General features: G+C 73.9%; 29 protein-coding genes. 10 read left to right on the plus strand and 19 right to left on the minus strand.

Translation table 11 applies throughout. From position 1 onward, the window contains the following. Positions 1-69: 69 nt before the first annotated feature. On the plus strand, positions 70-534 hold the full coding sequence (locus SLAV_RS04770) for a MarR family winged helix-turn-helix transcriptional regulator (protein WP_030229710.1): 465 nt from the start codon (positions 70-72) through the stop codon (positions 532-534). 84 nt (positions 535-618) lie between these two features. Then, positions 619-1,074, plus strand: coding sequence for a hypothetical protein (locus SLAV_RS04775; protein WP_234333565.1), 456 nt, complete (start codon positions 619-621; stop codon positions 1,072-1,074). On the opposite strand, the gene SLAV_RS04780 is transcribed toward SLAV_RS04775, so the two are convergent. The 5 genes from SLAV_RS04780 to pdxR form a co-directional block, all read right to left on the minus strand. Further along, complete coding sequence (locus SLAV_RS04780) at positions 1,071-1,631, minus strand: hypothetical protein (RefSeq protein ID WP_051840825.1); 561 nt, start codon at positions 1,629-1,631, stop codon at positions 1,071-1,073. The two genes, SLAV_RS04775 and SLAV_RS04780, sit on opposite strands and share 4 nt — an antisense overlap. After that, on the minus strand, positions 1,628-2,320 hold the full coding sequence (locus tag SLAV_RS04785; protein ID WP_051840823.1) for an RNA polymerase sigma factor: 693 nt from the start codon (positions 2,318-2,320) through the stop codon (positions 1,628-1,630). The genes SLAV_RS04780 and SLAV_RS04785 overlap by 4 nt, the downstream gene beginning before the upstream one ends. 8 nt (positions 2,321-2,328) lie before the next feature. Further along, on the minus strand, positions 2,329-2,811 hold the full coding sequence (locus SLAV_RS04790) for an LAETG motif-containing sortase-dependent surface protein (protein ID WP_051840821.1): 483 nt from the start codon (positions 2,809-2,811) through the stop codon (positions 2,329-2,331). A 122-nt stretch (positions 2,812-2,933) separates the two neighbouring features. Continuing rightward, positions 2,934-3,863, minus strand: a complete 930-nt coding sequence (locus tag SLAV_RS04795; protein WP_030229705.1) for a nitroreductase/quinone reductase family protein — start codon at positions 3,861-3,863, stop codon at positions 2,934-2,936. 316 nt (positions 3,864-4,179) lie between these two features. Next, positions 4,180-5,667, minus strand: coding sequence for a MocR-like pyridoxine biosynthesis transcription factor PdxR (gene pdxR, locus SLAV_RS04800; protein ID WP_030229704.1), 1,488 nt, complete (start codon positions 5,665-5,667; stop codon positions 4,180-4,182). Between the two features lie 29 nt (positions 5,668-5,696). Here pdxR and SLAV_RS04805 point away from each other — a divergent pair, with 29 nt between their 5' ends. Further along, positions 5,697-6,662: a DMT family transporter gene (locus SLAV_RS04805; protein ID WP_051840819.1), complete on the plus strand. Its 966-nt coding sequence runs from the start codon at positions 5,697-5,699 to the stop codon at positions 6,660-6,662. A gap of 101 nt (positions 6,663-6,763) precedes the next feature. Here SLAV_RS04805 and SLAV_RS04810 read toward each other — a convergent pair whose 3' ends face one another. The 3 genes from SLAV_RS04810 to SLAV_RS04820 all read right to left on the minus strand — a co-directional run bounded on the left by SLAV_RS04810 (position 6,764) and on the right by SLAV_RS04820 (position 8,288). After that, complete coding sequence (locus SLAV_RS04810) at positions 6,764-7,396, minus strand: class I SAM-dependent methyltransferase (protein WP_030229702.1); 633 nt, start codon at positions 7,394-7,396, stop codon at positions 6,764-6,766. An 82-nt stretch (positions 7,397-7,478) separates the two neighbouring features. After that, positions 7,479-7,853, minus strand: a complete 375-nt coding sequence (locus tag SLAV_RS04815; protein ID WP_030229701.1) for a YbjQ family protein — start codon at positions 7,851-7,853, stop codon at positions 7,479-7,481. Positions 7,854-7,967: 114 nt separating this feature from the next. Beyond that, positions 7,968-8,288, minus strand: coding sequence for a hypothetical protein (locus SLAV_RS04820; protein WP_030229700.1), 321 nt, complete (start codon positions 8,286-8,288; stop codon positions 7,968-7,970). A 410-nt stretch (positions 8,289-8,698) separates the two neighbouring features. On the opposite strand from SLAV_RS04820, the gene SLAV_RS04825 reads away from it, so the two are divergent. The 5 genes from SLAV_RS04825 to SLAV_RS04850 all read left to right on the plus strand — a co-directional run bounded on the left by SLAV_RS04825 (position 8,699) and on the right by SLAV_RS04850 (position 12,753). Beyond that, entirely contained in the window at positions 8,699-9,049 is a 351-nt protein-coding gene (locus SLAV_RS04825) for a hypothetical protein (protein WP_158740637.1), read from the plus strand. Next, positions 9,042-9,983 (plus strand): DUF2637 domain-containing protein, encoded by a 942-nt coding sequence (locus SLAV_RS04830; protein ID WP_030229698.1) that lies wholly within the window; start codon positions 9,042-9,044, stop codon positions 9,981-9,983. Before SLAV_RS04825 ends, SLAV_RS04830 begins: the two co-directional genes overlap by 8 nt. A 244-nt stretch (positions 9,984-10,227) precedes the next feature. Continuing rightward, on the plus strand, positions 10,228-10,488 hold the full coding sequence (locus tag SLAV_RS04835) for a hypothetical protein (protein WP_030229697.1): 261 nt from the start codon (positions 10,228-10,230) through the stop codon (positions 10,486-10,488). 679 nt (positions 10,489-11,167) lie between these two features. Beyond that, complete coding sequence (locus SLAV_RS04845; protein WP_100660783.1) at positions 11,168-12,115, plus strand: helix-turn-helix domain-containing protein; 948 nt, start codon at positions 11,168-11,170, stop codon at positions 12,113-12,115. A gap of 95 nt (positions 12,116-12,210) precedes the next feature. Further along, positions 12,211-12,753: a hypothetical protein gene (locus tag SLAV_RS04850; RefSeq protein WP_030229694.1), complete on the plus strand. Its 543-nt coding sequence runs from the start codon at positions 12,211-12,213 to the stop codon at positions 12,751-12,753. Between the two features lie 9 nt (positions 12,754-12,762). Here the strand turns inward: SLAV_RS04850 and SLAV_RS04855 are convergent, their stop codons facing one another. The 7 genes from SLAV_RS04855 to SLAV_RS04885 all read right to left on the minus strand — a co-directional run bounded on the left by SLAV_RS04855 (position 12,763) and on the right by SLAV_RS04885 (position 18,065). Then, positions 12,763-13,113: an NYN domain-containing protein gene (locus SLAV_RS04855; protein WP_388097324.1), complete on the minus strand. Its 351-nt coding sequence runs from the start codon at positions 13,111-13,113 to the stop codon at positions 12,763-12,765. Between the two features lie 5 nt (positions 13,114-13,118). Beyond that, a complete protein-coding gene (locus tag SLAV_RS04860; protein WP_234333564.1) occupies positions 13,119-14,054 on the minus strand; it encodes a phosphatase domain-containing protein in 936 nt (311 codons plus the stop codon). A 3-nt stretch (positions 14,055-14,057) separates the two neighbouring features. Next, complete coding sequence (locus SLAV_RS04865; protein ID WP_030229690.1) at positions 14,058-15,266, minus strand: RNA ligase; 1,209 nt, start codon at positions 15,264-15,266, stop codon at positions 14,058-14,060. 72 nt (positions 15,267-15,338) lie between these two features. Beyond that, a complete protein-coding gene (locus SLAV_RS04870) occupies positions 15,339-16,016 on the minus strand; it encodes a Rossmann-fold NAD(P)-binding domain-containing protein (protein WP_030229689.1) in 678 nt (225 codons plus the stop codon). Positions 16,017-16,035: 19 nt separating this feature from the next. Continuing rightward, the gene (locus SLAV_RS04875; RefSeq protein WP_030229688.1) at positions 16,036-16,470 is read right to left on the minus strand and encodes a VOC family protein; all 435 of its coding nucleotides are present in this window, start codon (positions 16,468-16,470) and stop codon (positions 16,036-16,038) included. Then, on the minus strand, positions 16,449-17,432 hold the full coding sequence (locus SLAV_RS04880; protein ID WP_051840814.1) for a tellurite resistance/C4-dicarboxylate transporter family protein: 984 nt from the start codon (positions 17,430-17,432) through the stop codon (positions 16,449-16,451). The genes SLAV_RS04875 and SLAV_RS04880 overlap by 22 nt, the downstream gene beginning before the upstream one ends. A gap of 6 nt (positions 17,433-17,438) precedes the next feature. Continuing rightward, the gene (locus SLAV_RS04885) at positions 17,439-18,065 is read right to left on the minus strand and encodes an alpha-ketoglutarate-dependent dioxygenase AlkB (RefSeq protein WP_030229686.1); all 627 of its coding nucleotides are present in this window, start codon (positions 18,063-18,065) and stop codon (positions 17,439-17,441) included. 101 nt (positions 18,066-18,166) lie between these two features. Between SLAV_RS04885 and SLAV_RS04890 the strand changes: the two genes are divergently transcribed. After that, entirely contained in the window at positions 18,167-19,870 is a 1,704-nt protein-coding gene (locus tag SLAV_RS04890) for an AMP-binding protein (protein ID WP_167456784.1), read from the plus strand. 173 nt (positions 19,871-20,043) lie between these two features. Beyond that, complete coding sequence (locus SLAV_RS04895) at positions 20,044-20,766, plus strand: scabin-related ADP-ribosyltransferase (RefSeq protein WP_030241250.1); 723 nt, start codon at positions 20,044-20,046, stop codon at positions 20,764-20,766. A 27-nt stretch (positions 20,767-20,793) separates the two neighbouring features. On the opposite strand, the gene SLAV_RS04900 is transcribed toward SLAV_RS04895, so the two are convergent. The 4 genes from SLAV_RS04900 to SLAV_RS04915 all read right to left on the minus strand — a co-directional run bounded on the left by SLAV_RS04900 (position 20,794) and on the right by SLAV_RS04915 (position 24,614). Further along, positions 20,794-21,768 carry an NAD(P)-dependent alcohol dehydrogenase gene (locus SLAV_RS04900; RefSeq protein ID WP_030241252.1) on the minus strand — a complete coding sequence of 325 codons (975 nt, stop codon included), beginning with the start codon at positions 21,766-21,768 and terminating at the stop codon, positions 20,794-20,796. Continuing rightward, on the minus strand, positions 21,765-22,010 hold the full coding sequence (locus tag SLAV_RS04905) for a helix-turn-helix transcriptional regulator (protein WP_030241259.1): 246 nt from the start codon (positions 22,008-22,010) through the stop codon (positions 21,765-21,767). The genes SLAV_RS04900 and SLAV_RS04905 overlap by 4 nt, the downstream gene beginning before the upstream one ends. After that, the gene (locus SLAV_RS04910; RefSeq protein ID WP_030241262.1) at positions 22,004-22,432 is read right to left on the minus strand and encodes a hypothetical protein; all 429 of its coding nucleotides are present in this window, start codon (positions 22,430-22,432) and stop codon (positions 22,004-22,006) included. The genes SLAV_RS04905 and SLAV_RS04910 overlap by 7 nt, the downstream gene beginning before the upstream one ends. Positions 22,433-22,514: 82 nt before the next feature. After that, a complete protein-coding gene (locus tag SLAV_RS04915) occupies positions 22,515-24,614 on the minus strand; it encodes a SpoIIE family protein phosphatase (protein WP_234333955.1) in 2,100 nt (699 codons plus the stop codon). Positions 24,615-24,816: the final 202 nt, after the last annotated feature.

The following is a 24,816-nucleotide window of genomic DNA, read 5'->3' on the forward strand; positions in this document are numbered from 1 at the left end:
CGGAACAGCGCCGACGGCAGCACCGCGCGGCGCGAGCGCACCATCGACGGGACATCGACGGAGGAGCCCATGACGGCCACGGACAGCGCACTCACGGGCCTCGCCCAGGGCTGGTGCGCCCTCTCCCTCCTGCACGGCCGGATCGAGGCGCACATCGAGCGGGCGCTCCAGACGGGGCACGGACTGAGCGTGCGCGAGTACTCGCTGCTGGACGTGCTCAGCCGGCAGCACAGCGGCCCGGGGGGCCACCTGCGGATGCACCAGGTCGCGGAGTCGGTGGTGCTCAGCCAGAGCGCGACCACCCGGCTGGTCAGCAGGCTGGAGGACCGAGGACTGCTGAACCGCTACATCTGCGACACCGACCGCCGCGGCATCTACACCGACGTGAGCGAGGCGGGCCTGGCCCTCCTGGCCGAGGCCCGCCCCACGAACGACACGGCCCTGCGCGAGGCCCTCGACGAGGCCGCACTCAGGCCGGAACTCGCCCCCCTGGTGGCGGCGGTCGAGAACACCCGGAGCCAGGCCGTCCCGTAGCCCTTCACCCGACGGTTTCCGTGCGGCGAACCGGCTGCTGGACATCTGGACCACATGAGGGGGGTCGCGTTGGAGCGGCGGAAGGTGATCGCGGCAGGGGTCGGGGCCGGACTGGCCGTGCTGCCCGTCGGCTGGGTCCTGCGCCGGGCGGCGGGCGGGACCGAGGAGGACTGGCGCACCGACGCCGCGCCGCTGGAGCAGGCGTTCCCGCTGCTGGGTCCGCTCACCGACGCCCGGTGGGTGAGCAGCCGGGACGACGACCGGAGCCTGCCGTCGCCGGAGCTGGCGATCTCGGGCTTCGCCCGGCTGGCACCGGGGAGGCTCTCCGGGCTGACGGCGGCCCACGCCTTCGTCCCCGGGGAGCCCGTCGACGACTTCTCCTCGTGGTTCGAGAAGCCGCTCAGGGGCGCGGGGCCGAAGGATCCCCAGTGGGTCCGCTCGCCCGAATTGGACCGCGCCGACGGCGGCCGCTCCACCCGCCTGTGGTTCGACCGCCGCAGCGACACCGTCCGCTTCCGGGCGCTCAACCCGTACGGCTAGTTGCCGGCCGCGCTCGGGTAGGACGTAGGGGCGCCCGCCGGGTGGGGTGGCGACGGTGTGGCGGCGCCCGCGCCGGAGCCCGCGCCCGTGCTCGGCTGTCCGCCCGCGGGCGCGGTCGGCGGGGGCGTGCGGGGTGCCCGCGAGAGGGTCGCGCCGGACGGGGGTCCGGAGGTCGGCGTCCGGGACGGCGCGGGCGACGGCGGCGGCGACACGGAGGCCGAGGGGGGCGCGCTCGGCCGCGGGGAGCCCGAGGGCGCCGGCGAGCTGAACTCGGGCGGCGAGGCGGGCGGCACCGGCCGGGGCCGGACCGGGTCGGGCCCCAGGACCAGGAACCCGGCGAGGGCCGCCGCGGCCAGGCCGGACAGGCCCGCGAGGGTCCACGCGGAGCGCCGCACCCAGGGGGTGCGCAGGGACAGCCGGCGCAGGTGCGGTCCCGGCGGGTCGGCGGGGCGCAGCGTGACGACCGTGACCTCCTGGGCCCGGGCCGTCAGGGCCTCGCGCAGCAGCCGCTCCACGGGGCGTTCGCCCTCTGGCGTGGTGCCCGTGACGCGAGTCATACCCGTCCCTCCAGAATCCGTTCGAGTGCGTCCAGCGCGCGGCTCGCGTTGGACTTCACCGCGCCGCGGCTGATGCCGAGGGTCTCGGCGATCTCCGCCTCGCTGAGGTCGGCCCAGTAGCGGAGCACCAGGACCTGGCGGCGGCGCGGGGTCAGCCCGCGCAACGCGGCCAGCACCTCGCGGTGGGCCTCCCCCAGGACGACGGAGGCCTCGGCGGAGGGTACGTCGGCGGTCACCGGCGGGATCCAGGCCCTGGCGGTGCGGCGGCGGCGCAGCACCGAGCGCGAGGTGTTCACGACGGCGGTGCGCAGGTATCCCAGGGCGTTGTCCACCTCCGTGATCTCCTCACCGTAGCGGCGGTACAGGGCGGTGAAGGCGTCCTGCACGACGTCCTCGGCGGTGCCCAGGTCGTCGACGAGGAGCACCGCCAGGCGGACCATGGCGAGCCGGTGCGCGTGGTAGAGCTCGGAGACGTTCGGCGGGCGCGGGGGCGCGTCCCCGGTGGCGTCCGGGCCGAGGGGGTGGGCGTGGCCGTAGGTGTACGCGTACCGGGACGCGTTCGGGCGGGCGTCGGGCCCGGCCGCCGGCGGCGCGGACCGCTCGCGGCGTGAGAGCCACCACCACAAGCCCCGCCACGCCCGGGCGAACCCGGGCGTGAGGGGGCTGATGGATGGTGCGAGGTCGAGCACGGGTGTCCTCAGCTGCTGGTGCGCCGCCGCACGGTGTACAGGGCTCCGGCCCCGACGGCGACGAGCCCGGCGGCTCCGGCGGCCAGTGCGACGGTGGTCCCGGAGGAGCCAGTATGCGCGAGCTCGGATCCACCGGGTGCGGCGGAGGGCTCGGCGGAGCCCGAGCCCTCGCCCGCGGGCGACGACGGCACGGGGGTCGGCTTCGCGCCGGCCGGGTGGCTCGGGGAGACACTGGGCTGACCGCTGCCGGGCTGGCTCGGGACGGCGGACGGCTGACCGCTCGCGGGCCGGCTCGGAACGGCGGTCGGCTTGCCGCCCGGCGTGCTCGGGACGGGGCTCGGCGCCGCGCTCGTGGTGACGCTGGGTGCCGCCGCGCCGGAAGAGGCCCCCTCCGAGGCGAAGGCCGGGCCGCCGAGGGCGACGACCGCCCCGGCGGCCGCGACGACGGCGGCCCGGCGGGCGGACAGGGGAACGCGCTTCAGGTTCTTCACTCTGGTTCTCCACGGTCGGGTCGAGGGCTCGGATCTTCGCCCTTCACCCCTCCACGACGTGCGAGTCCCCGATCGGTTGCCGCCGTTCCCGAAAAACTTTTCCCCGCTGCCGCGCACCCCGCTCAGCCCCGGCCCGCGGGGGGTCCCGCGGGGCCGGCGGGCGGCCACGGAACCTCTTCCAGCAGCGGCAGCAGCGTCCGCTCCTCGTGGTCGAGGTGGGCCGTCAGCTCCTCGGTCATCCGCCGGAGCCCGGCCCGCAGCCGTTCCGGCTCGGCGATCGCCACCCGGCCCAGCAGGTCCACCAGTTCGCTCTGGATCCGCGCCACCGTGCGGTGTTCCTCCCGCAGCCGCTCGAAGGTGTCCGCCAGGTGGGGGTGGTGGGCGGCGATCCCGGGGAAGAGGTGCGCGTCCTCGCTGGTGTGGTGGAACTCCAGGCTCTGGCAGAAGGCCAGACAGCGCTGGCGGATCTGGAGTCCGAGCCCGGGAGCGGGCGGCTCGCCGGGCCCGGTGTGCGCGGCGCGGGCCGCGAGGTGGGCTTCGGTCTCGGCGCTGACGTGGCGCAACTGGGCCCGCAGCCAGGTGTGCACCTCCAGGAGTTTCCCGGCGAGGGTGCGGACCTCGCCGGGTGACCGCCACCCGTCGGGTTCGGCCGGTCCGAGGACGACGACGGGCAGGGTGCGGGCGGTGCGGGCCTGGTGGTCCCCGTAGCCCGGCTCGGCCTTCACCACGTGGGCGAAGAGGGCCTCGCGCCGGGCCCCTTCGGCGGGTACGGCGAGCGCCTCGAAGGTGTCGGCGCCGAGTTCCACGCGCACCTGGGGGTGGGCGAGCAGGTTGTGGTACCAGTCCGGGTGGTGCGGGGAGCCGAGGTCGGAGGCGATGACGATCAGCGCCCCCTCGTGTCGGACGTAGCCGAGCGGCGTCGTGTGCGGGGTGCCCGAGCGGGCGCCGGTGGTGGTCAGCAGGAGCAGGTCGGCGCCTTCGAAGGGGCCGCCCACGCGGCCGTCGTGGGCGCGGAACTCGTCGATGACGGACTGGTTGAAGGATGTGGGCACGGTGGTGTCTTCCGGGTGCGTGGGGTGGGGCACACCGCGCCGTCCGGCCTCCGACGCGCCTTCGGGGCGCGGGAGTTGCCGGTTCGGGGGGTGCGGAGGAGGGCGTACGGACGTCCGTACGTGCGGTGGTGCGGCGGAGCTGACGGGGGAGCCGGAACGCGGCTGCCGCTCTACGTCAACTGCGGGGCGCGGAGTGTGCACTCATGGCGGGTCCCGGTGGTGAAGGGTGTTCCGCCCGACCGCCGGCCGGCCCACTGCTCTTTGGCCGGCGTCACGCGACACCGTTGCTCATTACACGCACCGGGTGCGGACGGTGTCAACCCCGTGGATCCCGGCGGCCGGTGCCGGTCAGTCCGTGCAGGGCCCGGCCCAGCAGGGCCACGCCCTCCTCGATCTCGCCCGCCGGACCGGCGGCGTAGCCCAGGACCAGGCCGGGCGGGCCCGGGCGCTGCCGGTGCCAGGACAGCGGGTGGGCCTTGACGCCGAGGGTGAGGGCGGCCGAGGCCAGGACGGAGTCGTCGAAGGACGCGCCGTCGAAGGTGACCATCAGGTGCAGTCCGGCGGCCGCCCCGTGGACGCGGGCGCCGGGCAGCAGGCGGGCGACGGCGCGCAGCATCGCGTCCCGGCGGCCGCGGTGACGGCGGCGCAGGTGGCGCAGGTGGCGTTCGAGTTCGCCGGAGTCCATCAGGCGGGCGAGGACGAGCTGGGCGAGGACGGGGTTGCCGAGGTCGGCGTGGCGTTTGGCGTCGACGACCTCCTCCCGCAGGCGCGGCGGGACGAGCAGCCAGCCCAGCCGCAGGGCGGGGGCGAGCAGTTTGGACACGCTTCCGGCGTAGCAGACGGCCTCGGGCAGCAGGGCCCGCAGGGCGGGTACGGGGGCGCGGTCGTAGCGGTGTTCGGCGTCGTAGTCGTCCTCGATGACCAGTCCCCCGTCGGCGGCCCAGTCGAGCAGCTCGCGGCGGCGCTCGCCGTCGAGGACGACGCCGGTCGGGAACTGGTGCGCCGGGGTCAGCAGCACGGCCCGCGCCCCGGCGGCCCGCAGCGCGGACACGTCCAGCCCGCCCCCGTCCACGGGTACGCCTACGGTGTCCAGCCCGGCGAACTCCAGCTGCCGGCGCGCTCCGAGCGAGCCGGGGTCCTCCACCGCGACCCGGCGCACGCCGTGTGCGGGCAGCACCTGTGCGAGCAGCCAGAGGGCCTGTGCGACCCCGGCGACCACGACGACCTCGGCGGGGTCCGCGCGGATCCCCCGGTTGCGGGCCAGCCAGCCTGCGACCGCCGCGCGCAGGGCGGGCGCGCCCTGGGGGTCGCCGTAGCCGAAGTCGGCGGGGGTGAGGCCGGCGAGGACCCGGCGCTCGGCCTGGAGCCAGGCGGTGCGCGGGAAGGAGGCGAGGTCGGGCACGCCGGGCGAGAGGTCGATCCGGCAGGGCACGGCGCGCAGCGCGTCCACGAGCCCGCCGCGGGATGCGGCGGCCGGGGGCGCGGCGGGCGGGGCGGCAGCCTCGGGGGGCGGGGCGGCGACGACCACGGTGCCGCCGCGGCCGCGGCCGGCCACCTGGCCGGTCTCGGCGAGGCGCTGGTAGGCCTCGGTCACCAGGCCCCGGGAGACGCGGAGTTCGGCGGCGAGGACCCGGCCGGCGGGCAGCCGGCTGCCGACGGGCAGGGTGCCGTCCGCGATGGCGGCGCGCAGCCGGTCGGCGAGCCAGGCGGTGCGGCCGCCGGGCGGGGCCTGTCCGATGTCGAGCTGGAGGAAGTCGGAGCCGCTTTTGGACCCCTGATCGGAGCCTTCTTTGGACCTGCTCACCGGACCATTGTGCCCTCAGGCTGGAGGGCATGAGCACCTCCGCGACCTCCACCGCACCGTCCGTGGCACCGATGCCCTCCGTCTCGCCGCGCGACCTGGCCCCCGGCGTCATCGGGATGGCCCTGGTCGGCAGCAGCGTCACCGTCTCCCGGTCCCTGGTCGGGGCCCCGCTGTTCGCCTCGCAGGCGGTCCGTTACGCGGCCGCCGCGCTGATCCTGATCGCCCTCGCGCGGGTCGCGGGGGTGCCGTTGCTGCGGCCCCGGGGGCGGGAGTGGCTTTGGCTGGCCGGGATCGCGGGGACGGGGCTCGTGCTGTTCAACGTGGCCGTCGTTCGGGGTGTCGCGCACGCCGAGCCCGCCGTGATCGCGGTCGCCGTGGCGTCGGTACCGATCCTGCTCGGGCTCGTCGGCCCGTTGCTGGAGGGAGGCCGGCCCAGCCGCCGGGTGCTGCTGGCGGCGCCGGTCGTGGTGGCGGGCGCGGTGCTGGTCGAGGGGACCGGGCGCACCGACGCCGCCGGGGTGGGATGGGCCGCGCTGGCGCTGGCCTGCGAGGCGGGCTTCACGCTGCTGGCGGTGCCGGTGCTGGGGCGTCACGGCGCGTGGGGGGTGTCCGTGCACGCGGTGTGGCTGGGGGCGGTGATGCTGGCGGGACTCGCGGTGTTCACGCAGCGGCCCGTCTCCGGGACCGCGTCCGGGCTGGCGTCCGGTCCGGCGGCGTTCGTGGCCGGGCTGGGTTCGCTCACGGCCGGGCAGTGGGCGGCGGTCGGGTACCTGGCGGTGCTGGTGACCGCGGTGGCCTTCCTGCTCTGGTACCGGACGGTGGCGGCCGTGGGCTCCGGCCGGGCCGGACTGCTGACGGGGGTCGCCCCGCTCGCGGCGGCGGGCGCGGGGATGCTCGGCGGCGGCTCGGCACCGGGCCCGGCGGTGTGGCTGGGCCTGGCGGTGGTGATCGCCGGGCTGGCCCTCGGGCTGCGCGGCGGGGACGCCCGCGCCTGACCCGCGCCTGACCGCGCCTGATCCGCATCTGATCCGCCGCCCGTCCCGCGCGGGCCCGACGGGAGGGCCCGCGCCCCCGGACGGGCCCGCCGGGCGGTCGCTCAGGCGGGCCTGCGGGCGTAGCAGAAGAGGTGTTCCTCGGGGCCCGCGAGGGGATCGGCGGGCCGGAAGGACGCGGTGTGGTGGCGCAGCACCTCCAGGCCCGCACCGGCGAGCCGCTCCAGGTGCTGTGGCGTGGAGAGGCTGCTGACGGTGACCCGGTGGCCCATCCACTCGATGTCGAGGCCGCGGATGTCGCCTGGCACCGTGGCCATCACGAAGTAGCCGCCGGGGGCGACCCAGGACGCCATCCGCTCCAGGGCCGCGGCGACCTCGGGCTGGTCCATGACCAGCAGCGGGAAGAAGGAGCACACGGCGTCGTACCCGTGCGGGCCGGGCGGGACGTACGTGCGCACGTCGGCCTGCTCGAAACGGGCTCCGGGGACCCGGCCGCGGGCCGCCTCCACCATGGCCGCCGAGACGTCGATCCCGGTGACCTCGCAGCCGGCCCGCACGAGCCGGTCGGCGGTGGGCCGGCCGGTGCCGCTGCCCACGTCCAGCACCCGCGCCCCGCGGGGCAGACGGGCCGCGAGCCAGTCGAGGGCCTCGATCTGTCCGGGCACCTCACCGAAAAGCTCCTCGTAGCGCTCCCCCAGCGCGTCGAACACCTCTGCCGCTGACTCGCGTCGGTCCATGACCCCTCCTCGTCCGCTCCCCGGCCCGGGGTGCCACCGTACCCAGGGGGCGCGGTGGCCGGCGGCCGGTTCGGCGAGCGGATCAGGCCGAGGCCGGCACCAGGACCACGGCCGTGCCGTAGGCGCACACCTCGGTCCCGACGTCGGCGGCGTCCGTCACGTCGAAGCGCATCATCAACACCGCGTTCGCACCGCGCGCCTTGGCCTGCTCGATGAGCCGTTCCATGGCCTGGTTGCGGGTCTGCACGAGGGTCTTGGTGAGGCCCTTGAGCTCACCGCCGATCATGGACTTCAGGCCCGCGCCGATCTGGCTGCCCAGGTGCCGCGAGCGGACGGTCAGCCCGAACACCTCACCGATGACCTGCTCGACCCGGTAGCCGGGAACGTCGTTGGTGGTCACGACCAGTACACCGGTCTGCTGGGCGCCGGGCCCGCCGCCGTAGTCTTCGATACCCATGCGCCCCACTCTGGCCCCGCCCCCGGCCACCCGCATCCGCGGCGCGCCGCGCGGGGCCGGGTCACGCGGTGCGCGCCGTCGGCGTGTTCGCCGCGGCCCGCGCCGTCGGCCGGATCACAGCGAGCCGGCGATGTCCCGCTCCTGCGGCTGCTGCGGAACCGAAGGGGGGCCGCACGAGACGCCCCTCGGCCCCGTGCCGTCGCAGGATCCCCGGCAGATCCCGTGTTCCGTCGCCGGTACGACGTCCATCAGGCTGCCGTGCCGGGGGTGCATCTCGTCCACGTGCCGGGACAGGACGTCCTTGAAACATTGCGCGCGCCGCAGCTCTCGGCTGTCCATGTAGTGCATACGGCCCACTCCTGACGAAGTCCAGGCGGTGATGGCCGTACCCAGCGCAGCGCAGATCAGCCCGATCCACAGGAGGGCGTCTGTCACAGCTGTTCCTTTCCATGACGGAGATGGGGGTGCCCGCCACCGGTGGCTCCCGGTGACACGACGACATAACGCAGCGGCATATGACGAGTTGCGCCCTGTCAGCCGATTGCAGTCATGCGCGCACGGGCCGCGCGGCTCGCCGCGCGGGTTCCGTGCGCGTGGGGGCGCGCAGGGGAAAGCGAGCGCCGCGGCAGCTGCCGAGTGCGCGTCCTCGACCCGCCCGGCGGCAGGCGCACCGACGGCGGGCCGCGCGTCCCCGGCCGCGCCCGGCCGTGCGGCCCCGTCTGCCGCCGACCGGAAGAACCGCAGCTCGCACGGGGTATGGACGTCCGGCCCGACGCGCTCCGCGCATGTGTAGAACCGATAAAAGACAGCGGTCAATCCCGGCCCGCCCCGCCACCCTCACCTACTTGGAGCACATCCTCCCCGGCGCCCGGAGCGTTGGGTGGACTATGACAAAAGCAAACCACTCGGCAATTTTTCCGCGGGTGCCGGAAGGCGATGGACACGGCGTCCACGCCGACGGCACGAGGGTGGGGAAATGGACCTACACCGCGGTCTCGGCGGGCTGGGCGTTCCACGAGAGCGCGACGTTGCACCACGAGGATCAGGAAGTCGGCCTCCACTACACGTCCGCGATCTTCGAGGACTTCCTGGATGCCATGAGGACGATCGAGAACGACTTCACCCGACGGTTCCAAGAGGCGGCAGTGGTCGAGCCGTCCGCCTGCGAGCGCTCCGGGCGGAACTCCCTTGTATGAGTACGGCCATCACGACGGCAGCGGTTACCACGGCCTGCCGGAAGTCCCCCTGTTCCGCCCCGGGCCGGACACGGAACAGCAGGCGGCCCTCAGGCAGCCGCTCAACGGGCTGGACGAGGTGAACTACACGTGGGATCCGGCGGAGGAGCTGGCCTACCTCCTCCAGGAAGCCAGGGGAACGAGGCCTGCGGAGCCGCTCGGCCCGATCGGGCCCGACGAAGCCGGTGACACGGTCGCCGCCGCCGGCCTCGCCACCGGACTGACCCAGGCCGTCTACGGCGGGCCGCGCCCCGAGACCCCGCACCACGGGCAGACCCCGCACCACGGGCACCGCCGGGTCGCGACGAAGGCACCGAGGACGCCGAGGACGCCGATACTGACCCTGTTCCGGACAGGCAGCCTGTTCTCCGCCCTGCTGGTCGCGGTCATCGCCGCCGTGGTGAGCGTCTTCAGCGGTCTGGCCATCTCGGACGCCCTGCGTCAGACCGCCGGACCGCGCACCGCCCACGACATCGTCATCTGGTGGCCCCTGCTGATCTGCGGACCCTGGATGGTCGCCTCGCTGTCCATCCTCCGGGCCGCCCTACACCAGCGCCGTGCCATCCACTCCTGGTCCATCGTCCTCTTGTTCTCCACGCTCGCCACCCTCCTGTGCGTGGCCCAGGCACCCCGGACGTTCGCGGCCCAGGCGGCGGCCACCCTTCCCCCCATCGCGGCACTGGCCTGCTTCCAGCAGCTCGTCCGCCAGATCACCCTCACCCGGCCGCCCCGCCACCCCGCCGCGCGTCACCGGCAGCGCACCCGGGCGACCGCCCCGCTGCGGCCCCCGGCCACGCCGAGCGGCCCGGGCGCTCCGCTTCCCGACTACCCGGTGGCGGACCACAAGGCCGGCGGCCGTTCCGCCCCCGGCTACCGGTTCCGCTACGAATCGTGAGGCAGTCCGCGGCGAGGCCCGCCCGAGCGCGGCGCCGCTAAGGCGCGGCGCACGGCGGCCGGGCGTCGCCAGCGTCTCGGCCATCGGTCCTTCCCCGGATCCCCACGATCATGATCACTGCCATCTCAGCAACGAAGACCTCGTCCGATAGGTCACGGGCTGCGCACGGGCTCAGTCCAACGGGTCTGCCGCGCGCGGTGGCCGCGACCCCGTTCGCCCCCGTCCATCGAGAAAGGACAGCATCGTGATCCACGATCTCACCCGCGCCGAGCGACTCCGCTACCAGCGGAAGCAGGATGCCGCGTACGAGGCAGGTGAGGCGGCCGTCAGCAACCTCAAGGCCGCACTGGCACTCGCCGGCCTGGTCCTTCCCTCGCTCAGCAACGACGGACCGGTGGGCTGCCGCGGCCTCGTCCGGCTCGGGGGGTGCAGCACGGAGCTGGCCAACCGGCTCGCCGAGGTCATCGCGGCCGGGGCCCGTGCCCTGCGGGACCAGCAGGGGTGAACCCCGGCTGATCCCCGTACGTCCGGTCGGCCTCCCGAGCCACGCCGTGCCCGCGGAGGCACGCCGCCGCTTCATCGACACAAGTGACAGACTCGCGGAGGTTCTCGCATGAACGCGTGGCACCCCTTTTCCCACATCCCGTGGGTATCCCGGAGGAGGCTCGACCCCTACCGGTTCCCGGGCATGCGGGGGTTGCCGGACTCGGGGCAATCCCATGCCCCTGACCCGTTACCCGGCTCCGGGCGCCCTGCGGGCGGCCCGGGTCCCGAGGAGCGGCGGCGCCGCGAACTGTACGCCTGCCTGAACGAGGCGGGCATCCGGCCGCGCGCCGCCGACCTCCGTGCCATCGAAGTGCTCTCCTCGGTCGACGACGTCACCCACGCGGCCATCCGCCGGTGGATCTCTTCCAGCACCTCCTGACATCCCGCCGCGGCACGTGCCCCGCAGCACGGCTGCGGGGCGGACGCCACGGCGACACCGTGTTCGCGCCACCCCCCGCCACCCCCCGCCACCGCATTACCGGAAAAGACGGACGCGCACCTCCCCCTGTAGTCCGAACAGGTGGTGTCGCCGTGCGGATGCGCTCTACGCCTGGCCGGTTATGCAGAATTCGTTTGCCGATTATCGGCCGTGGGGCGACGGGGCCCGCGTGAGGTCCTTGAGCTGGAGGTGCCCGCCGGTGACGGCGAACGGAAGTCCCACGGTCAGAAGGCGCCGCCTCGGCGCCGAACTGCGCCAGCTCCGCCGGGCGGCAGGAATGACGTCCGTGCAGGTGGCGAAACACCTGCTCGTGTCCCAGCCCAAGATCAGTCTCATCGAGACCGGCCGCCGCCCCATCAATCCCCGTGATGTGCGCGATCTGTGCCGGCTCTACGGAGTCACCGACGTAGGGGTCGTCGACTCGCTGATGCGCATGGCGCGGGAATCGGCCCGGCAGGGCTGGTGGGTCGCCTGCGGGGACGTCCCCTACGGCGTGTACATCGGGCTGGAGACGGAGGCCACCGCCATCCACTCCTACGAGCCGCTGGTGGTCCCCGGGCTGCTCCAGACCCGCGCCTACGCGGCCGCGATCATCGCGGCGACGGTCCCCTGCCCCCCGACCGATCAGGCCGCGGTCCGTCTGGACGTGCGGCTGCGGCGCCAGCACCGCGCCCATCACCCCGCCCGGCCGCTGCGGTTATGGACGGTCCTGGACGAATCCGTGCTGCACCGCACCATCGGCAACCGCGAGGTCATGCGCGAACAGCTGGAGCACCTCAACGCCCTCGGCGCACAGCCGCACATCACCGTGCAGGTCCTCCCGCACGGCGCGGGAGCCCACCCGGGCCTCACGGGACAGTTCTCCACCCTCACGTTCCCCGGCACCGACGCGGGGGTCGTCTATCTGGAGCGCTTCACCGGCGACCTCTACGTGGAGAAACACTCCGACCAGCGCATGTACCACATCATGTACGACCATCTCCAGGCACAGGCGCTCAGCCCTTCCGAGACACGGCACTTCATCAACGACGTGATCAAGATGTACGGCGACGCACCGGACACCGGGGAACACCGTGAGCAGGCCGCGGATCACGCCGAAAATTGGGCGAATCGGGCTATCGGGCGGTGCGTCGCGGAAGCCTCGTGACGCACCGCCTTCATAGTCGTCCCTGGCAGCCGCCAGGTTGCCGCCCCGGCCGCGCCGCGCGGGCCGGGCGGAAGTCTTCGTAGAGGAGTCGGCTCATGCTGAAGCCCACCAGGATCGTCCTCGCCCTCTCCGCCGGAAGCCTGGTGCTCGGCCTTGCGGGTGCGGGTGCGGCCGTCGCGGACCAGGGTCCGATGGACGACGGTCCGGCGCGCGTGCAGCCGGCCGACGACGAGCCCCAGTACGACCAGCCCGGCGTCTACCCCAAGCCCAGGCACGCCCTGGGCAAGGTCGTCTCGCGCGGACCGCTCAAGGTCCGCAGCCACCCGAGCACGCACGCGAAGGTCGTCGGCAAGGTCCACCCGCACGAGAAGCTCGCCATCGAGTGCAAGAAGCGCGGCGAGCGGGTCGACGGCAACAACATCTGGTACCTGCTGGACCAGCGCAAGGACGGCAAGGAGCCCCTGGACGGCTCCGGCCGTCCCGCGGACGGCATGGAGGACGGCACCGAGGACGGCATGGACGAGGGCGCCGAGGGCAGCGACGGCATGCAGCTGCGCAAGGACCGCGTGGAGTACAAGGAGGCCTGGGTCTCGGCCCGTTACGTCAAGGACATCACCCCCGTGAAGTGGTGCCGCTGACCTTCCCGGTCACTCCGCAGGGCGTACGGTACGGGGCCCCGCGCACTCGGCGCCGTACGCCCGCACCCGTTCCCGCAGTCCCCGGTCCGCCGTGACCACCAGGCAGGGCCGCCCGGCGGCGGCCGCGACCAGCTCCACGATCCGGTCGTCGCCGCTCCCGGGCGCCGCCTCGACCCGTACTCCGGGTACGGACGCGACGCCGCGGGCGGCCCCCTCGACCACGAGGACGATCTCCTCGCCCGCCCCGCGCAGCGCGAGCCGGTCGCGGAGCCGCTCCGCGGCCCCGCGCCGGTCCCGCCACCAGCCGTCGGGCACGGACCCCACGACGTTGGCGGCGTCCACGATCAGCAGGGGCTCCACGACGCTCAGAAGTCCCCGTAGTTGACCTGCCAGGTGGGCAGACCCATCCGGCGCCAGACCGCGACCACCCGGTCGCGATCGTCGAGGGAGACGCGGACGGCGTAGCGGTGGCGCACGTGCGCGTCGAAGAGTTCGGCCTTCACCACGTCGTCGCGGCGCTGGTCCCCGGAGGCGCGCATCCACAGCTCGTCGTAGGGCACCTCGTGCCGGGCCAGCCACTCCTGCGTCTGCGCGCGGTGGTCCTCGCTGCGCCCGGAGAGCAGGACGACGGTGTCGTTCCCGGCCCGCTTGAAGGCGTCCAGCGCGTACCGCACCGGCTCGTTGAGCAGGTCGAGGCCGCAGCGCGTGAAGTCGTAGACGTGGCGGTCGCCGGTCAGCGCGAGCGTTCCGTCGATGTCGCACATCACGGCGGCGGGCAGCGCCGGGTCGGCCACGTACGGTGCGACCGGCGGCTGGTCGTTGAGCCACTCGGCGGTGAGCCGCCAGCCGCCCTTGCGGGAGCGCTGGTGCTTGTCCGCGAGGATGCGGATGATCTCCTCGCCGACCTGCCGCTCCCGGGCGGCGTCCCTGGCCACGCACTCCTCGACGGACACGTCGGTGAAGTCGTGCACGACGAAGGTGGCGCGCCCCGCGACCGCGGCCTTGAGGCGCTTGGGGATGTGGGGCGTCAGGTGCGTGTTGTCGACGACCACGTCGAACCCGTCCTCGACGGCCGCGATCACCGCGGCGTCCTGGACGGCCAGGACGGTCTGCTCGTGCTTGTACGAGCGGCCGCGCTCGGGGTCGGGGAGGTCGAGCATGGCGCGCAGGTCGTCGAGGTTGACGCGGCGCATGCGCCCGCCTGACTCCGCCTGGAGGGCGCGCGCGGCGGTCGTCTTGCCCGAGGCCGGCAATCCCGTCATGACGTGGACCACGGGGGTTGCGGGCTGTTCTTCGGACACCGGTCAGTTCTCCTCGTCGGTGGTGTAGGGGTCGGAGGTCTCGGGCCGGACGGCCCGCCAGGAGACGAGTTCCGTGCTGCGGCCGTCGAGCCTCAGGAAGAGGGCGGGGCGCACCGAGGGGTCGGGGACCTCCCGTACGGCGCGGGCGAAGGCGCCGCGGTCGCCGGCCAGGTGGGCCAGGGCGGCGAAGGCCGCGTCGATCTCCCGCTCGCGGCGGGCCGCCTCCTCGTCCAGGCGCTCGATCACGGAGCGCACCCATGCGTCGAACTCGTCGGGGACCTGCTGCAGGAGCTCGTCGAGCGGCTTTCCGCCGTATTCCTCGATGTCCGCGACGGTGCAGTTCAGGCCCTGGGCGAGCTGCTTGGCGGGCAGGCCGGCGAAGCGCTGGACGCCGTGGCTGCGCCAGATGTCCCGCTCGGTGACGCGGGTGAGCAGCCGGTGGAGGCGTACGTACTCGCCGAGCTTGGCCTTGGCGCGGACGCCGGAGGCGAAGCGCAGGACGAAGCCCTCGGCGTCGGTCCCGGTCGCCGGGTCTCCGCCGGGGAGGGTGTTGGACTCGGCGAGCGCGAGGAGTTCGGCGAGCGGCATGGCGGGCCAGACGGTGACGACCGAGCCGATGCCCTGCCAGTGCGCGGCCGCCTCGGCGAGCGGCACCTCGGTGCCGTCCGGGCCGAAGGCCGCGAGGAGGACGAGGTCCCGCCGGTCGCCGTAGTCGACGACGATGCGGTTCTGCGGGTAGAGGATCTCGGCGAGGTAGGTCACGCCGGGCACGAGGGCCGTGGTGTCCCGGGTGTCGAGGCGGCGCTGTCCCCAGGTGGCCTGGGCGCTGATGAAGGAGCCCTTGGAGGCGACCCGCCAGTGGTCCGCGTAGTGGAAGACCACGGCGAGGCTGCCGTCGACCTTGTCGTACACCTCGAACGGCTCGTCGGGCAGGGCGGGCGCGTAGGGCCGGCCCTGCTCGTGCTCGCCGACGTTGAAGAACTTCGGCAGGGGCAGGGCGACGACGGCCCCGGTGGCGTCGTCGGCGACGAGGCCGCGGCAGCGCGTGGTGACCGTGTTCCATATCTGCTCGTACTGCGCGGTGCGCGTGTACGTGTAGATGGACAGCGGCAGTTCGGGGTGCGGCTTGCGGGTCACGTGCCCGGCGTCGATGGCCGCCGCCAGTTCCTGGGCGGGCAGCAGGTCGTGCAGAGTCAGGCGGTCCTGGCTCATGGGGTTCCTCCCGGTTCGAGATGGTCCATTCTCACGTGCGGGAGGGGTGGGCCGGTAATCAATTATGACTGGTCACGACGGTTGCGAGCCCAGGTGGTTGATGTCCCGGGGGCGCAGGATCCGGCCGGTGGGCGCGGTCGCGGGGGTGGCTGCGGCGATCATGGCGCGGCCGATGGCCTCGGTGGTGGTCACCTTGTCCGGCGCGAACCGGCGCAGGAGCGGGAACAGCGGTGCGGTGAGCACGTACGCCAGGCGGTAGAGCGGGGTCTTGGAGGGCATGCCGCTGACGGGCTGGACCAGGCCGGGGCGGAACATGTAGGCGTGGAAGGGCAGGGCGAGCAGGTCGTTCTCGGTCCTGCCCTTCACCCGGGCCCACATGGAGCGGCCGCGCTCGGTGCTGTCCGTGCCCTCGCCGGAGACGTAGACGAAGGTGAGACGGGGGTTGGCGGCGGCGAGGGGGCGGGCCACGGCGAGGGTGAGGTCGTAGGTGATGCGGCGGTAGGCCTCCTCCTTCATGCCGACGGAGGAGACGCCCAGGCAGAAGAAGCAGGCGTCGTACCCGGGCAGCTCGGCGGCGAGGCCGGAGAGGTCGGAGGGGTCGGGTACGACGTGTTCGCGGAGTTTGGGGTGGCTGACCCCGAGCGGGGTGCGGCCGATCGCGAGGACGCGGGTGACGGAGTCGTCGCGCAGGCACTCGCGCAGAACTCCGCGTCCGATCATTCCGGTTGCGCCGAGGAGGATGACGTTCACGGGCGCAGCCTACGTCCCGCTAGTGCGAGACGCAGAGTTCGTTGCCCTCCGGGTCGGTGAGGGTGGTCCAGGCGAAGGGGCCCTGGCGGCCCTCGTGGAGGCGGGTGGCGCCCTTGGACAGGAGGCGCTCGACCAGGGCCTCGGGGTCGTCCTCGCCGGTGCGGACGTCGAGGTGGACGCGGTTCTTGACGGTCTTGGGCTCCAGTACGAACTGGAAGAGCATCCGGGGGGCGCGGTCGAGCCCCTCGGGGTGGCGGATCGCGGCGCCGGCCTTCCAGACGAGCGTGCCGCGGTGGGTGGTGGTGTCCTCTTCCGTGGCGTGGCCGGCTTCGATCATGCCTCGGATGAACTTCTCGTCACTCGGCTCCACTTCCCAGCCGAGGGCCTCGGCCCACCAGTCGGCGAGCGCGTGCGGCGTGGTGGAGTCGATGGTCACCTGGAACGTGTAGGCCATGCCCGGACCCTACTGAGCGTCCCGGGGCGGCGCCAGCTCGGTTGCGCCGCCCAGGCCACGAAGGTGAGCAGCCAGGCCGCCACCGAGATCCAGAGCAGTACCCCGCCGAGGGGGTGCAGCCAGGGCACGCCGGTGGGTGCGGCGGCGTAGAGGCAGGTGGTGGCCGTCATGCCGAGCGGGAAGACGGTGGACCAGCGGCGGATGTCGTAGTGCGTTCGGGGGCTGCGGACCTCGGCGGCGAGCAGCACCGCGTACCAGCCGAGGGAGACCGCCAGGGACACGAGGGTGGCGGTGCGCAGCGCGGTGTGCGCGGCACCGGTCCACAGGGGGGCGGCGGTGAGTTTGGCGCCGGCCAGGGCGGTGATGGACAGCGCGCCGCCCGCCACCCAGTGGTCTCCGGCCCCGCCGAAGACCTCCCGGAGGTCGAAGTGGCGCAGGGCGACGAGGTACAGCAGGGCGCCGAGGCAGAAGCAGGCCAGGGCGGCCCGGTCCAGCCAGTCGAGGCGGTACGCGGCGGCGAGGGTGGCCGCCAGGACGGCGAGTCCCTGGGTGGCGACGCAGACGAGGAAGGCGGCGCCGGGCATGCGGTGGTGCCAGTGGCGCATGACGGCGCACAGGAGGCCGGGCCAGATCAGGGCGGCGAGCACGAGCAGGCCGGTGGCCAGGCCCTGGAGTCCGAGCTGGGAGAGGCGGGTGCCGAGCACGGTCGTGGCGGCGACGGCGGTGAGGGCGGCCGGGGTGTCGGCCTCGGCCCGGAAGCGGCCGCGGTCGGCGGCGAGCCGGATGGCGAAGTCGGCGGCGAGCAGGAGCCACAGCACGCAGGCGATGGCCAGTGCGGCCAGCGAGGCTCCGGTGCGGCCGGTCAGCTGGAGGCCGACGGAGAGGATGCCGGCGGCCATGACCGCGCCGCCGGCGGCGGGCGGGAGTCCCGCCCACCAGCTGCACACCTCCCGGCCGGCCATCGCCGCTCACATCACGCCGCGGGTGCGGAACTGGATGCTGATCCGGGGGCCGACGGCCCGGACGGATTTGGGGACGGCGTGCTCCATGGTGCGCTGGCAGGAGCCGCCCATCACGACGAGGTCGCCGTGGCCGAGGGGCAGCCGCAGCAGGGTGGGGCCGCCGTCACGGGGGCGCAGGACCAGGTCGCGGGGGTCTCCGACGGAGAGGATCGCGACCATGGTGTCCTCGGTGGCGGAGCGGCCGGTGCGGTCGCCGTGCCAGGCGACGCTGTCGCGGCCGTCGCGGTAGAGGCAGAGTCCGGCGGTGACGAAGGGTTCGCCGAGTTCGGCCGCGTAGTGGCGGCCGAGGGCCTCGCGGGCCTCGGTGAGCACGGGGTGCGGGAGGGGTTCGCCGGCCCCGTAGGAGGCCAGCAGCCGGGGCACCTCCACCTGGCGGTCGTACATCTGCCGGCGCTCGGCGCGCCAGGGCACGTCGGCGGCGAGCCGTTCGAAGAGGGCGTCGGCGCCCGCGAGCCAGCCGGGGAGCCGGTCGACCCAGGCTCCGGCGCCCAGCACGGTCCGCCGCACCGGCGAGAGCGGTCCGAGCCGGATCTCGTCGGTCTGGTCGAACAGGGAGCCCTGGAGTGCGTGCATGGTTCCAGCCTACCCCCGCACCCGAACACCTGCTCGATTACACGTCCGCCCCACGGCACACCCCCCGCACCCCTGGTGCCGCGGCCCGCCGGGAGGGGATCATGGGCGGCGCGCGTTGGCCGTCATCGCCGCAGCGAGTGCTGGAGGTACGTGTGTCCGTAGCGTCGAGTCGTGCGTCCGGGAGTACCGGGGTCCCGCTGCTCCACGAGACGATCGGGGACAACCTCGACCGGGCCGTGCGCCGCTTCCCCGGCCGGGACGCCCTGGTGGACGTGGCCGCCGGGCGCCGGTGGACGTACGCGGAGCTGGCCGCCGAGGTGGACGCCCTGGCCCTCGGGCTGCTGGACCTCGGGATCGCCAAGGGCGACCGGGTCGGCATCTGGGCGCCCAACCGCGCCGAGTGGACGCTGGTGCAGTACGCGACCGCGAAGATCGGGGCGATCCTGGTCACCGTCAACCCGGCGTACCGCTCCCACGAGCTGGAGTACGTGCTCGGCCAGTCCGGCATCCGGCTGCTGGTCGCGGCGGAGCGGTTCAAGACCTCCGACTACGCGGCGATGATCGAGGAGGTCCGTCCGCGCTGCCCGGGGCTGGAGTTCACCGTCCTGTTCGACGGGCCCGGCTGGGAGGCGCTGCTGGAGCGCGGGCGCGCGGCCGATCCGGCCGCACTGGCGCGGGCGGGAGCGGCGCTGGCCCCGGAGGACCCGATCAACATCCAGTACACCTCGGGCACCACGGGCTTCCCCAAGGGAGCCACCCTCTCGCACCACAACATCCTCAACAACGGCTTCTTCGTGGGCGAGCTGTGCGGGTACGACGAGCGGGACCGGGTGTGCATCCCGGTGCCCTTCTACCACTGCTTCGGGATGGTGATGGGCAACCTGGCCTGCACCAGCCACGGGGCGGCGATGGTGATCCCCGCGCCCGCCTTCGACCCGGCGGCGACGCTGGCGGCGGTGGAGGCGGAGGCCTGCACCTCTCTGTACGGGGTCCCCACCATGTTCATCGCCGAGCTGGCCGTCCCCGGGTTCGACGGGTACGACCTGTCGAGCCTGCGCACCGGGATCATGGCGGGGTCGCCCTGTCCGGTGGAGGTCATGAACGAGATCATCGAGCGGATGGGGATGACCGGGGTCTCCATCTGTTACGGCATGACGGAGACCTCTCCCGTGTCCACGCAGACCCGGGCGGACGACTCGGTCGAGCGCCGGGTCTCCACCGTGGGCCGGGTCGGCCCGCACCTGGAGGTCAAGGTGGTCGATCCGCGCTCGGGCCGGACCGTCCCGCGCGGCACCCCGGGAGAACTGTGCACCCGCGGCTACTCGGTGATGCTCGGCTACTGGGGCGAGCCGGAGAAGACCGCCGAGGCCGTCGACCCGGAGGGCTGGATGCACACCGGCGACCTGGCGGTCATGGACGACGACGGCTACCTGAGCATCACCGGCCGGATCAAGGACATGGTGATCCGGGGCGGTGAGAACCTCTACCCGCGCGAGATCGAGGAGTTCCTCCACGCCCACCCCGACGTCCTGGACGTCCAGGTCATCGGGGTACCCGACCCGAAGTACGGGGAGGAGCTGATGGCGTGGGTGCGGATGCGCGAGGGGGCCGAGCCGCTGACCGCGCAGACCGTGCGCGCGTACTGCGCCGGGCGGCTCGCCCACTTCAAGATCCCCCGCTACGTCCACGTCGTGGAGGAGTTCCCGATGACCGTCACCGGGAAGATCCGCAAGGTCGAGATGCGCGCGACGGCGGTGCGCCTGCTGGAGGCGGAGGCGGAGGCCGCGGCGACCGGCGGCGGCTGACCCCGCTCCGGCGGCGGGGCGGGGGCGGCGCGGGGCGGGGCGGGGCGGCGGATCCTTTCCCCAGTACGACTGATCCGCCCATGTGGGTGGACCCGCCGCACCACCCCCGGCCGGATCCCGCACCCGCGCCTATAAAGGGGCCCGTCACACTGATCGACTGATGGGTCCTCACCATGCTGCAGGCCGCTCTGCGGGTGCTCGCCGCCGTCTCCCTCGCCTCCCTCGGCTCCGCCGCCGCCGTCTCCCCCGCCACGGCCGCCGTCTCCCCCGCCACCGCGGCGGCCGTCTACGACGACCCGCTCACCACGCCCTGCGGACCGACGGTCGAGTACCGGGCCGCGGACTGGTGGCGTACGACGACCGACTACTCGCTGGCCCGCCCCGTCGCCGAGGCCGCGGCGGCCGAGCGGTGGCAGTGGCGCACGGACGTCAACGTCCTGTGGCGCGGCGACACCCGGGAGACCGTGGACGAGATCTTCCGGACCGGCTTCACGCCCCGGGGCCGGCAGGTGACCCCCCTCGCCGAGTACATCGTCAAGGGCGGCGGCCAGAACAGCGCGCACCTCAGCACCAGTTGTGAGAAGTGGGTGGCCCAGAAGTTCGCCACGTACGGCAGCGAGAAGACCGGGTGGGTCTACGAGATCTACGCGCCCGGCGGCATCGACGTGAACGCCACCGCCCGCATGAACAACTACAACTCGCCCTACCTCTGGAACAAGGAGGTCGACTTCCCCGGCGGGGTCAAGGGCCGCTACATCAAGGGGGCCTGCAAGTTCCGGCTGACCTACACGGACCCGCAGACCAAGGTCAGCACCTTCGAGGAGCTCGGCTGCAAGAACAACGCCGGCTTCGCGCCCTACGCGACGGACGCCGCCGCGCTCGCAGCGGCCCGCTGAGGCCGGTGCGCCGGTCGGCCGGTCCGCTCAGATCCGGATGACCAGCTTGCCGCGCACGGCGCCGGAGCGCAGGTGGCGGATCGCCTCGGGGACCTCGTCCAGGGCGTAGGAGCGGTCCACGGCGGGGGTCACGGCGCCGGAGTCGATCAGCTCGGCCAGGGTGACGAGGTCGGCGGCGCGGGGCGTGGCGGCCAGTCCGCACAGGCGGTGGCGGACGAACGGGGACAGCAGCTGGGCGCGCAGCTGCCGGCCGGTGCCGCCGGTCCAGCGCCCCTCGCCCTCGCCTCCGACGATCACGAGGGTGCCGCGCGGGGTGAGGGCCCGGCGCAGCCGGCCGATGGGCCGGTTGCCGCCGGTGTCCACGATGAGGTCGTGGCGGCGGCTGCCGTCGACGGGGTCCTCGCGGGTGTGGTCCAGGACCTCGTCGGCGCCGAGGAAGCGGACCAGGTCGGCCTTGGCGGGGCGGCACGTCCCGGTGACACGGCCCGCGCCGAGGGCCTTGGCCAGCTGGACGGCGTACGATCCGACGCCGCCCGCCGCCCCGAGGACGAGCACGCTCTGGCCGGGCGCCAGCCGGCCGCGGTCGCGCAGGGCCTGCAGCGCGGTGCAGGCGGAGACGGGCACGGCCGCGGCCTGTTCGGCGGTGAGCCGGGCCGGGCGCGGTGCCAGCCGGTCGGCGCGGGCACGGGCGTACTCGGCGAAGGCGCCGGTGCAGGTCCCGTAGACCTCGTCGCCCGGGCGCAGGGCGCTCACGCCGGGTCCCACCGCCGTCACCCGGCCCGCGGCGTCCTGACCGGGGGTCCGGGCCTTGGGGGCCCGCAGGCCGAACCCGAGGGCGCGCAACAGGTGGGGGCGGCCGGTCAAGAGGTGCCAGACACCTTGGTCGACCCCCGCGGCGTGGACCTTCAGGAGGACCTCGCCGGGGCCGGGGACGGGGCGTTCGCTCTCTTCGACGCGCAGGACCTCGGGCGGTCCGTAGACGTCCTGGACGACTGCTCTCACGGGGTGTCTCCCTCGGGCACGGGTGCGGTGGCGGAGTACTGGAAGACCTGGTCGAGCGGGACGCCGAAGACCGCGGCGATCTGGAAGGCCATCTCCAGGGTGGGCGAGTAGCGGCCCTGCTCGATGGCGATCACGGTCTGGCGGCTGACGCCGACGTGGCGGGCGAGTTCGGCCTGGGTCATCTCGCCGTGGGCGAAGCGCTGCGCCCGGATGGTGTTGGTGACCCGGGTCGGCCTCACCACGGGTGGAAGCCGAGGCGGTAGGAGACGAGCTTGACGGTGGAGCTGAGGAGGGAGGAGAGGACGAAGGCCAGGTAGACGGCGTTGGCGATCCAGAAGGGCGCCGCGTCGGCCATGGCCAGGCAGAGGGCGCTCACGGCGCCGATCACCACGAAGGACTGTCCGACGTACTCGCCGAAGCGGTGGATCTCCCGGTCGCGCTGGTCCTTGGCTGCGCCCTCCTCGCCGGAGGCGGCGGCGACGGCGATGTTGGCGGCGATCGTGACGACGATCGCGAGCCCGACCGACCACAGCAGGGCGGCGGCGTAGGGGGCCCGTTCCAGCGGGAGGCCCTCGGGTCCGGACAGTACGGAGCACAGGTACGCGGCGTAGGACACCACCGCGACCACCAGCATGATCCACGAACGTTTCTCTTCGACAGCCATTCCGGCCCCCGCTTTCCATGTCAAGAAAACCAGACATGGGCAGTGTCAAGGATGCCGGACATCGTGTCAAGATTTCTTGACTTCAGCTGTTCGGGGGCGGGGTGACACCGTGGATCCGGGCGAGGACGAGGACCGTGTCGTCCGTCGGCGCGGCGGGCAGCATGGCGGTCAGGATGCGGTCCGCCATCTCCTCCAACGAGCCCTCCGCACGGCCCAGTTCGGCGCGCAGCGCGGCCAGTCCGGTATCGATGTCCCGGCCGCGCGCCTCGATCAGGCCGTCGGTGTACAGGGCGAGGACGGCGCCGTCGGGGAGGTGGGTCCGCATCGTCCGGAAGGGAACGCCGCCGACCCCGAGCGGAACGCCCATGGCATCGGCGAGGGTGTCCACGGTCCCGTCCGGGTGGCGCACCAGGAGCGGCGGGTGCCCGGCTGCGGAGATCCGGGCGTCGCCGGTGTGGGGGTCGTAGGCCACGTAGAGGCAGGTGGCCAGCTCGATGCCGGACTCCCGTGCGCAGAGGTCGAGTTCGGTGAGCAGGTCGTGCGGCTCCGGGCCGTGCCGGGCCAGCGCCTCGGCGGTGATGCGCAGCCGTCCCATCGACGCCGCCGCCGGTACGCCGTGCCCCATGACGTCGCCGACGACGAGGGCGACCCGGTCTCCGGGAAGGCCGATCACGTCGTACCAGTCGCCGCCGACCTCGGTGACGCGGCTGCCGGGGAGGTAACGGTGGGCGACGGTGAGGTGGGGTCCGGGCTGCAGGGCGTCGGGCAGCAGGGCCCGCTGCAGGGTCAGGGCGATGTCCTGGACCTGGCTGTAGAGGCGCGCGTTGTCCAGGCAGAGGGCGGCGCGGGAGGCCAGTTCGCCGGCCAGGCTGAGGTCCTGCTCGGTGAAGGCGGGGCGGTCGGCGGACCGGCCGAACATGGCGATGCCCTGGACGGTGCCGCGGGCGACGAGCGGGGCGATCAGGATGCTCACCAGGCCGCTGTCCAGGATCACCCGGGCGCGCTCGGCGTGCGCGATGGTGCGGGTGGTGAAGTCCTCGTCCACCGGGACGCAGATCGGGCGGCCCGTGGCGAACATCCGGTGGATGCTGGAGCCGGGCGGGTACTTCACGCGTTCGAGGCCTTCAAGCTGTTCGACGGCGGGCCGGGACAGGGTCGCCCGCGCGGCGATCCGGCGGGTGAAGAGGGGCAGCCGCGGGTCGAAGGCCTCGGTGGGGTCCATCCACTCGACCAGTTCGACGACCGAGCCGTCGCAGAACTCCGGAACGGCGACGTCGACCAGCTCCCGGGCGGTGGTGTCCACGTCGAGGGTGGTGCCGATGCGGGCGGCCGCCCGGTCGAGCAGGTCGAGGCGCCGGCGGGCGGCCGTCGCCTCCAGGAGCGCCCGTTCCCGGTCGGTGACGTCCACGACCAGTCCGCCCACCCCGGAACGGGTGCCGACGGCGCGGCTGAGCGGGAAGAGGCTGAACGAACGCACCTGGTCGCGGTCTGGGTGGCCCGGGGTGCGCAGTCCCACCAGGGTGTCGACCAGCGGGGTGCCACCGTCGGCGACGGCGCGCAGCATGCGCGCGAACTCGCCGCCGTCGGAGGTGATCATGATCTCGGTGGCGGCGCGGCCCAGGTGGTCCGGGGCGGGGATGCCGTCCATGTCGGCCAGTGCCTGGTTGACGTGGACGTAGCGCAGGTCCTCGTCGAGCATGACCAGGCCGATGGGGCAGGTCTCGAAGAGGGCGTCGAGGAAGGCGAGGTTCGCCTTGACGCGGTCGAGCTCGTCGCTCCGGCTGACCAGGCCCATGACGACGGAGCCGCCGGCGGTTCCGGTCACCGGGAAGACGCGGAACCCGCAGTCGAAGACGCTGCCGTCCCGGTGCAGGACCGGCAGCCGCACGCGCCAGTACCCGAGGGCGCGGCCGCGCTCGGCGAGGCGTGCGGCCGGGCCGGGGCCGGAGCGGGGGTCGTCGCCGTCGGATCCGGCGGGGGGGAAGAGGAGGGCGGCGGGACGGGTGAGGATCTCGGCGGCCGCGTGGCCGAAGAGGCCCTGGGCGCCGGGGCCCCAGTAGCAGACCCGGCCCTCGCCGTCCATGCCGAAGACGGCCACGGCCACGTGCTCCAGCAGCGACCCCGGTTCGGACAGGATCGGGCCGTGTGCCCGTGCCTCCCCCGGCTGATCCGACGGCAGCACCGGCGGCCTCCTCTGCCGTCCGCCCCGCACCGGGACGGAGAACGTCCCCTTCATTCTGCGCGCAGCACGCGGGACGGGCAGGACGGGAAGCCCACCGCCGCCCGTGGCGGGCCCGGCGTACGGGGCGCGCACCGCGGACGGCGGGCGGGGAGCGTGCCTACCGGTCCTGGTGGCCCGGTGTGCGGGGGGCGCCCCGCGACGG

This window comes from Streptomyces lavendulae subsp. lavendulae (assembly GCF_002803845.1).
Classification (GTDB): Bacteria; Actinomycetota; Actinomycetes; order Streptomycetales; family Streptomycetaceae; genus Streptomyces; species Streptomyces lavendulae.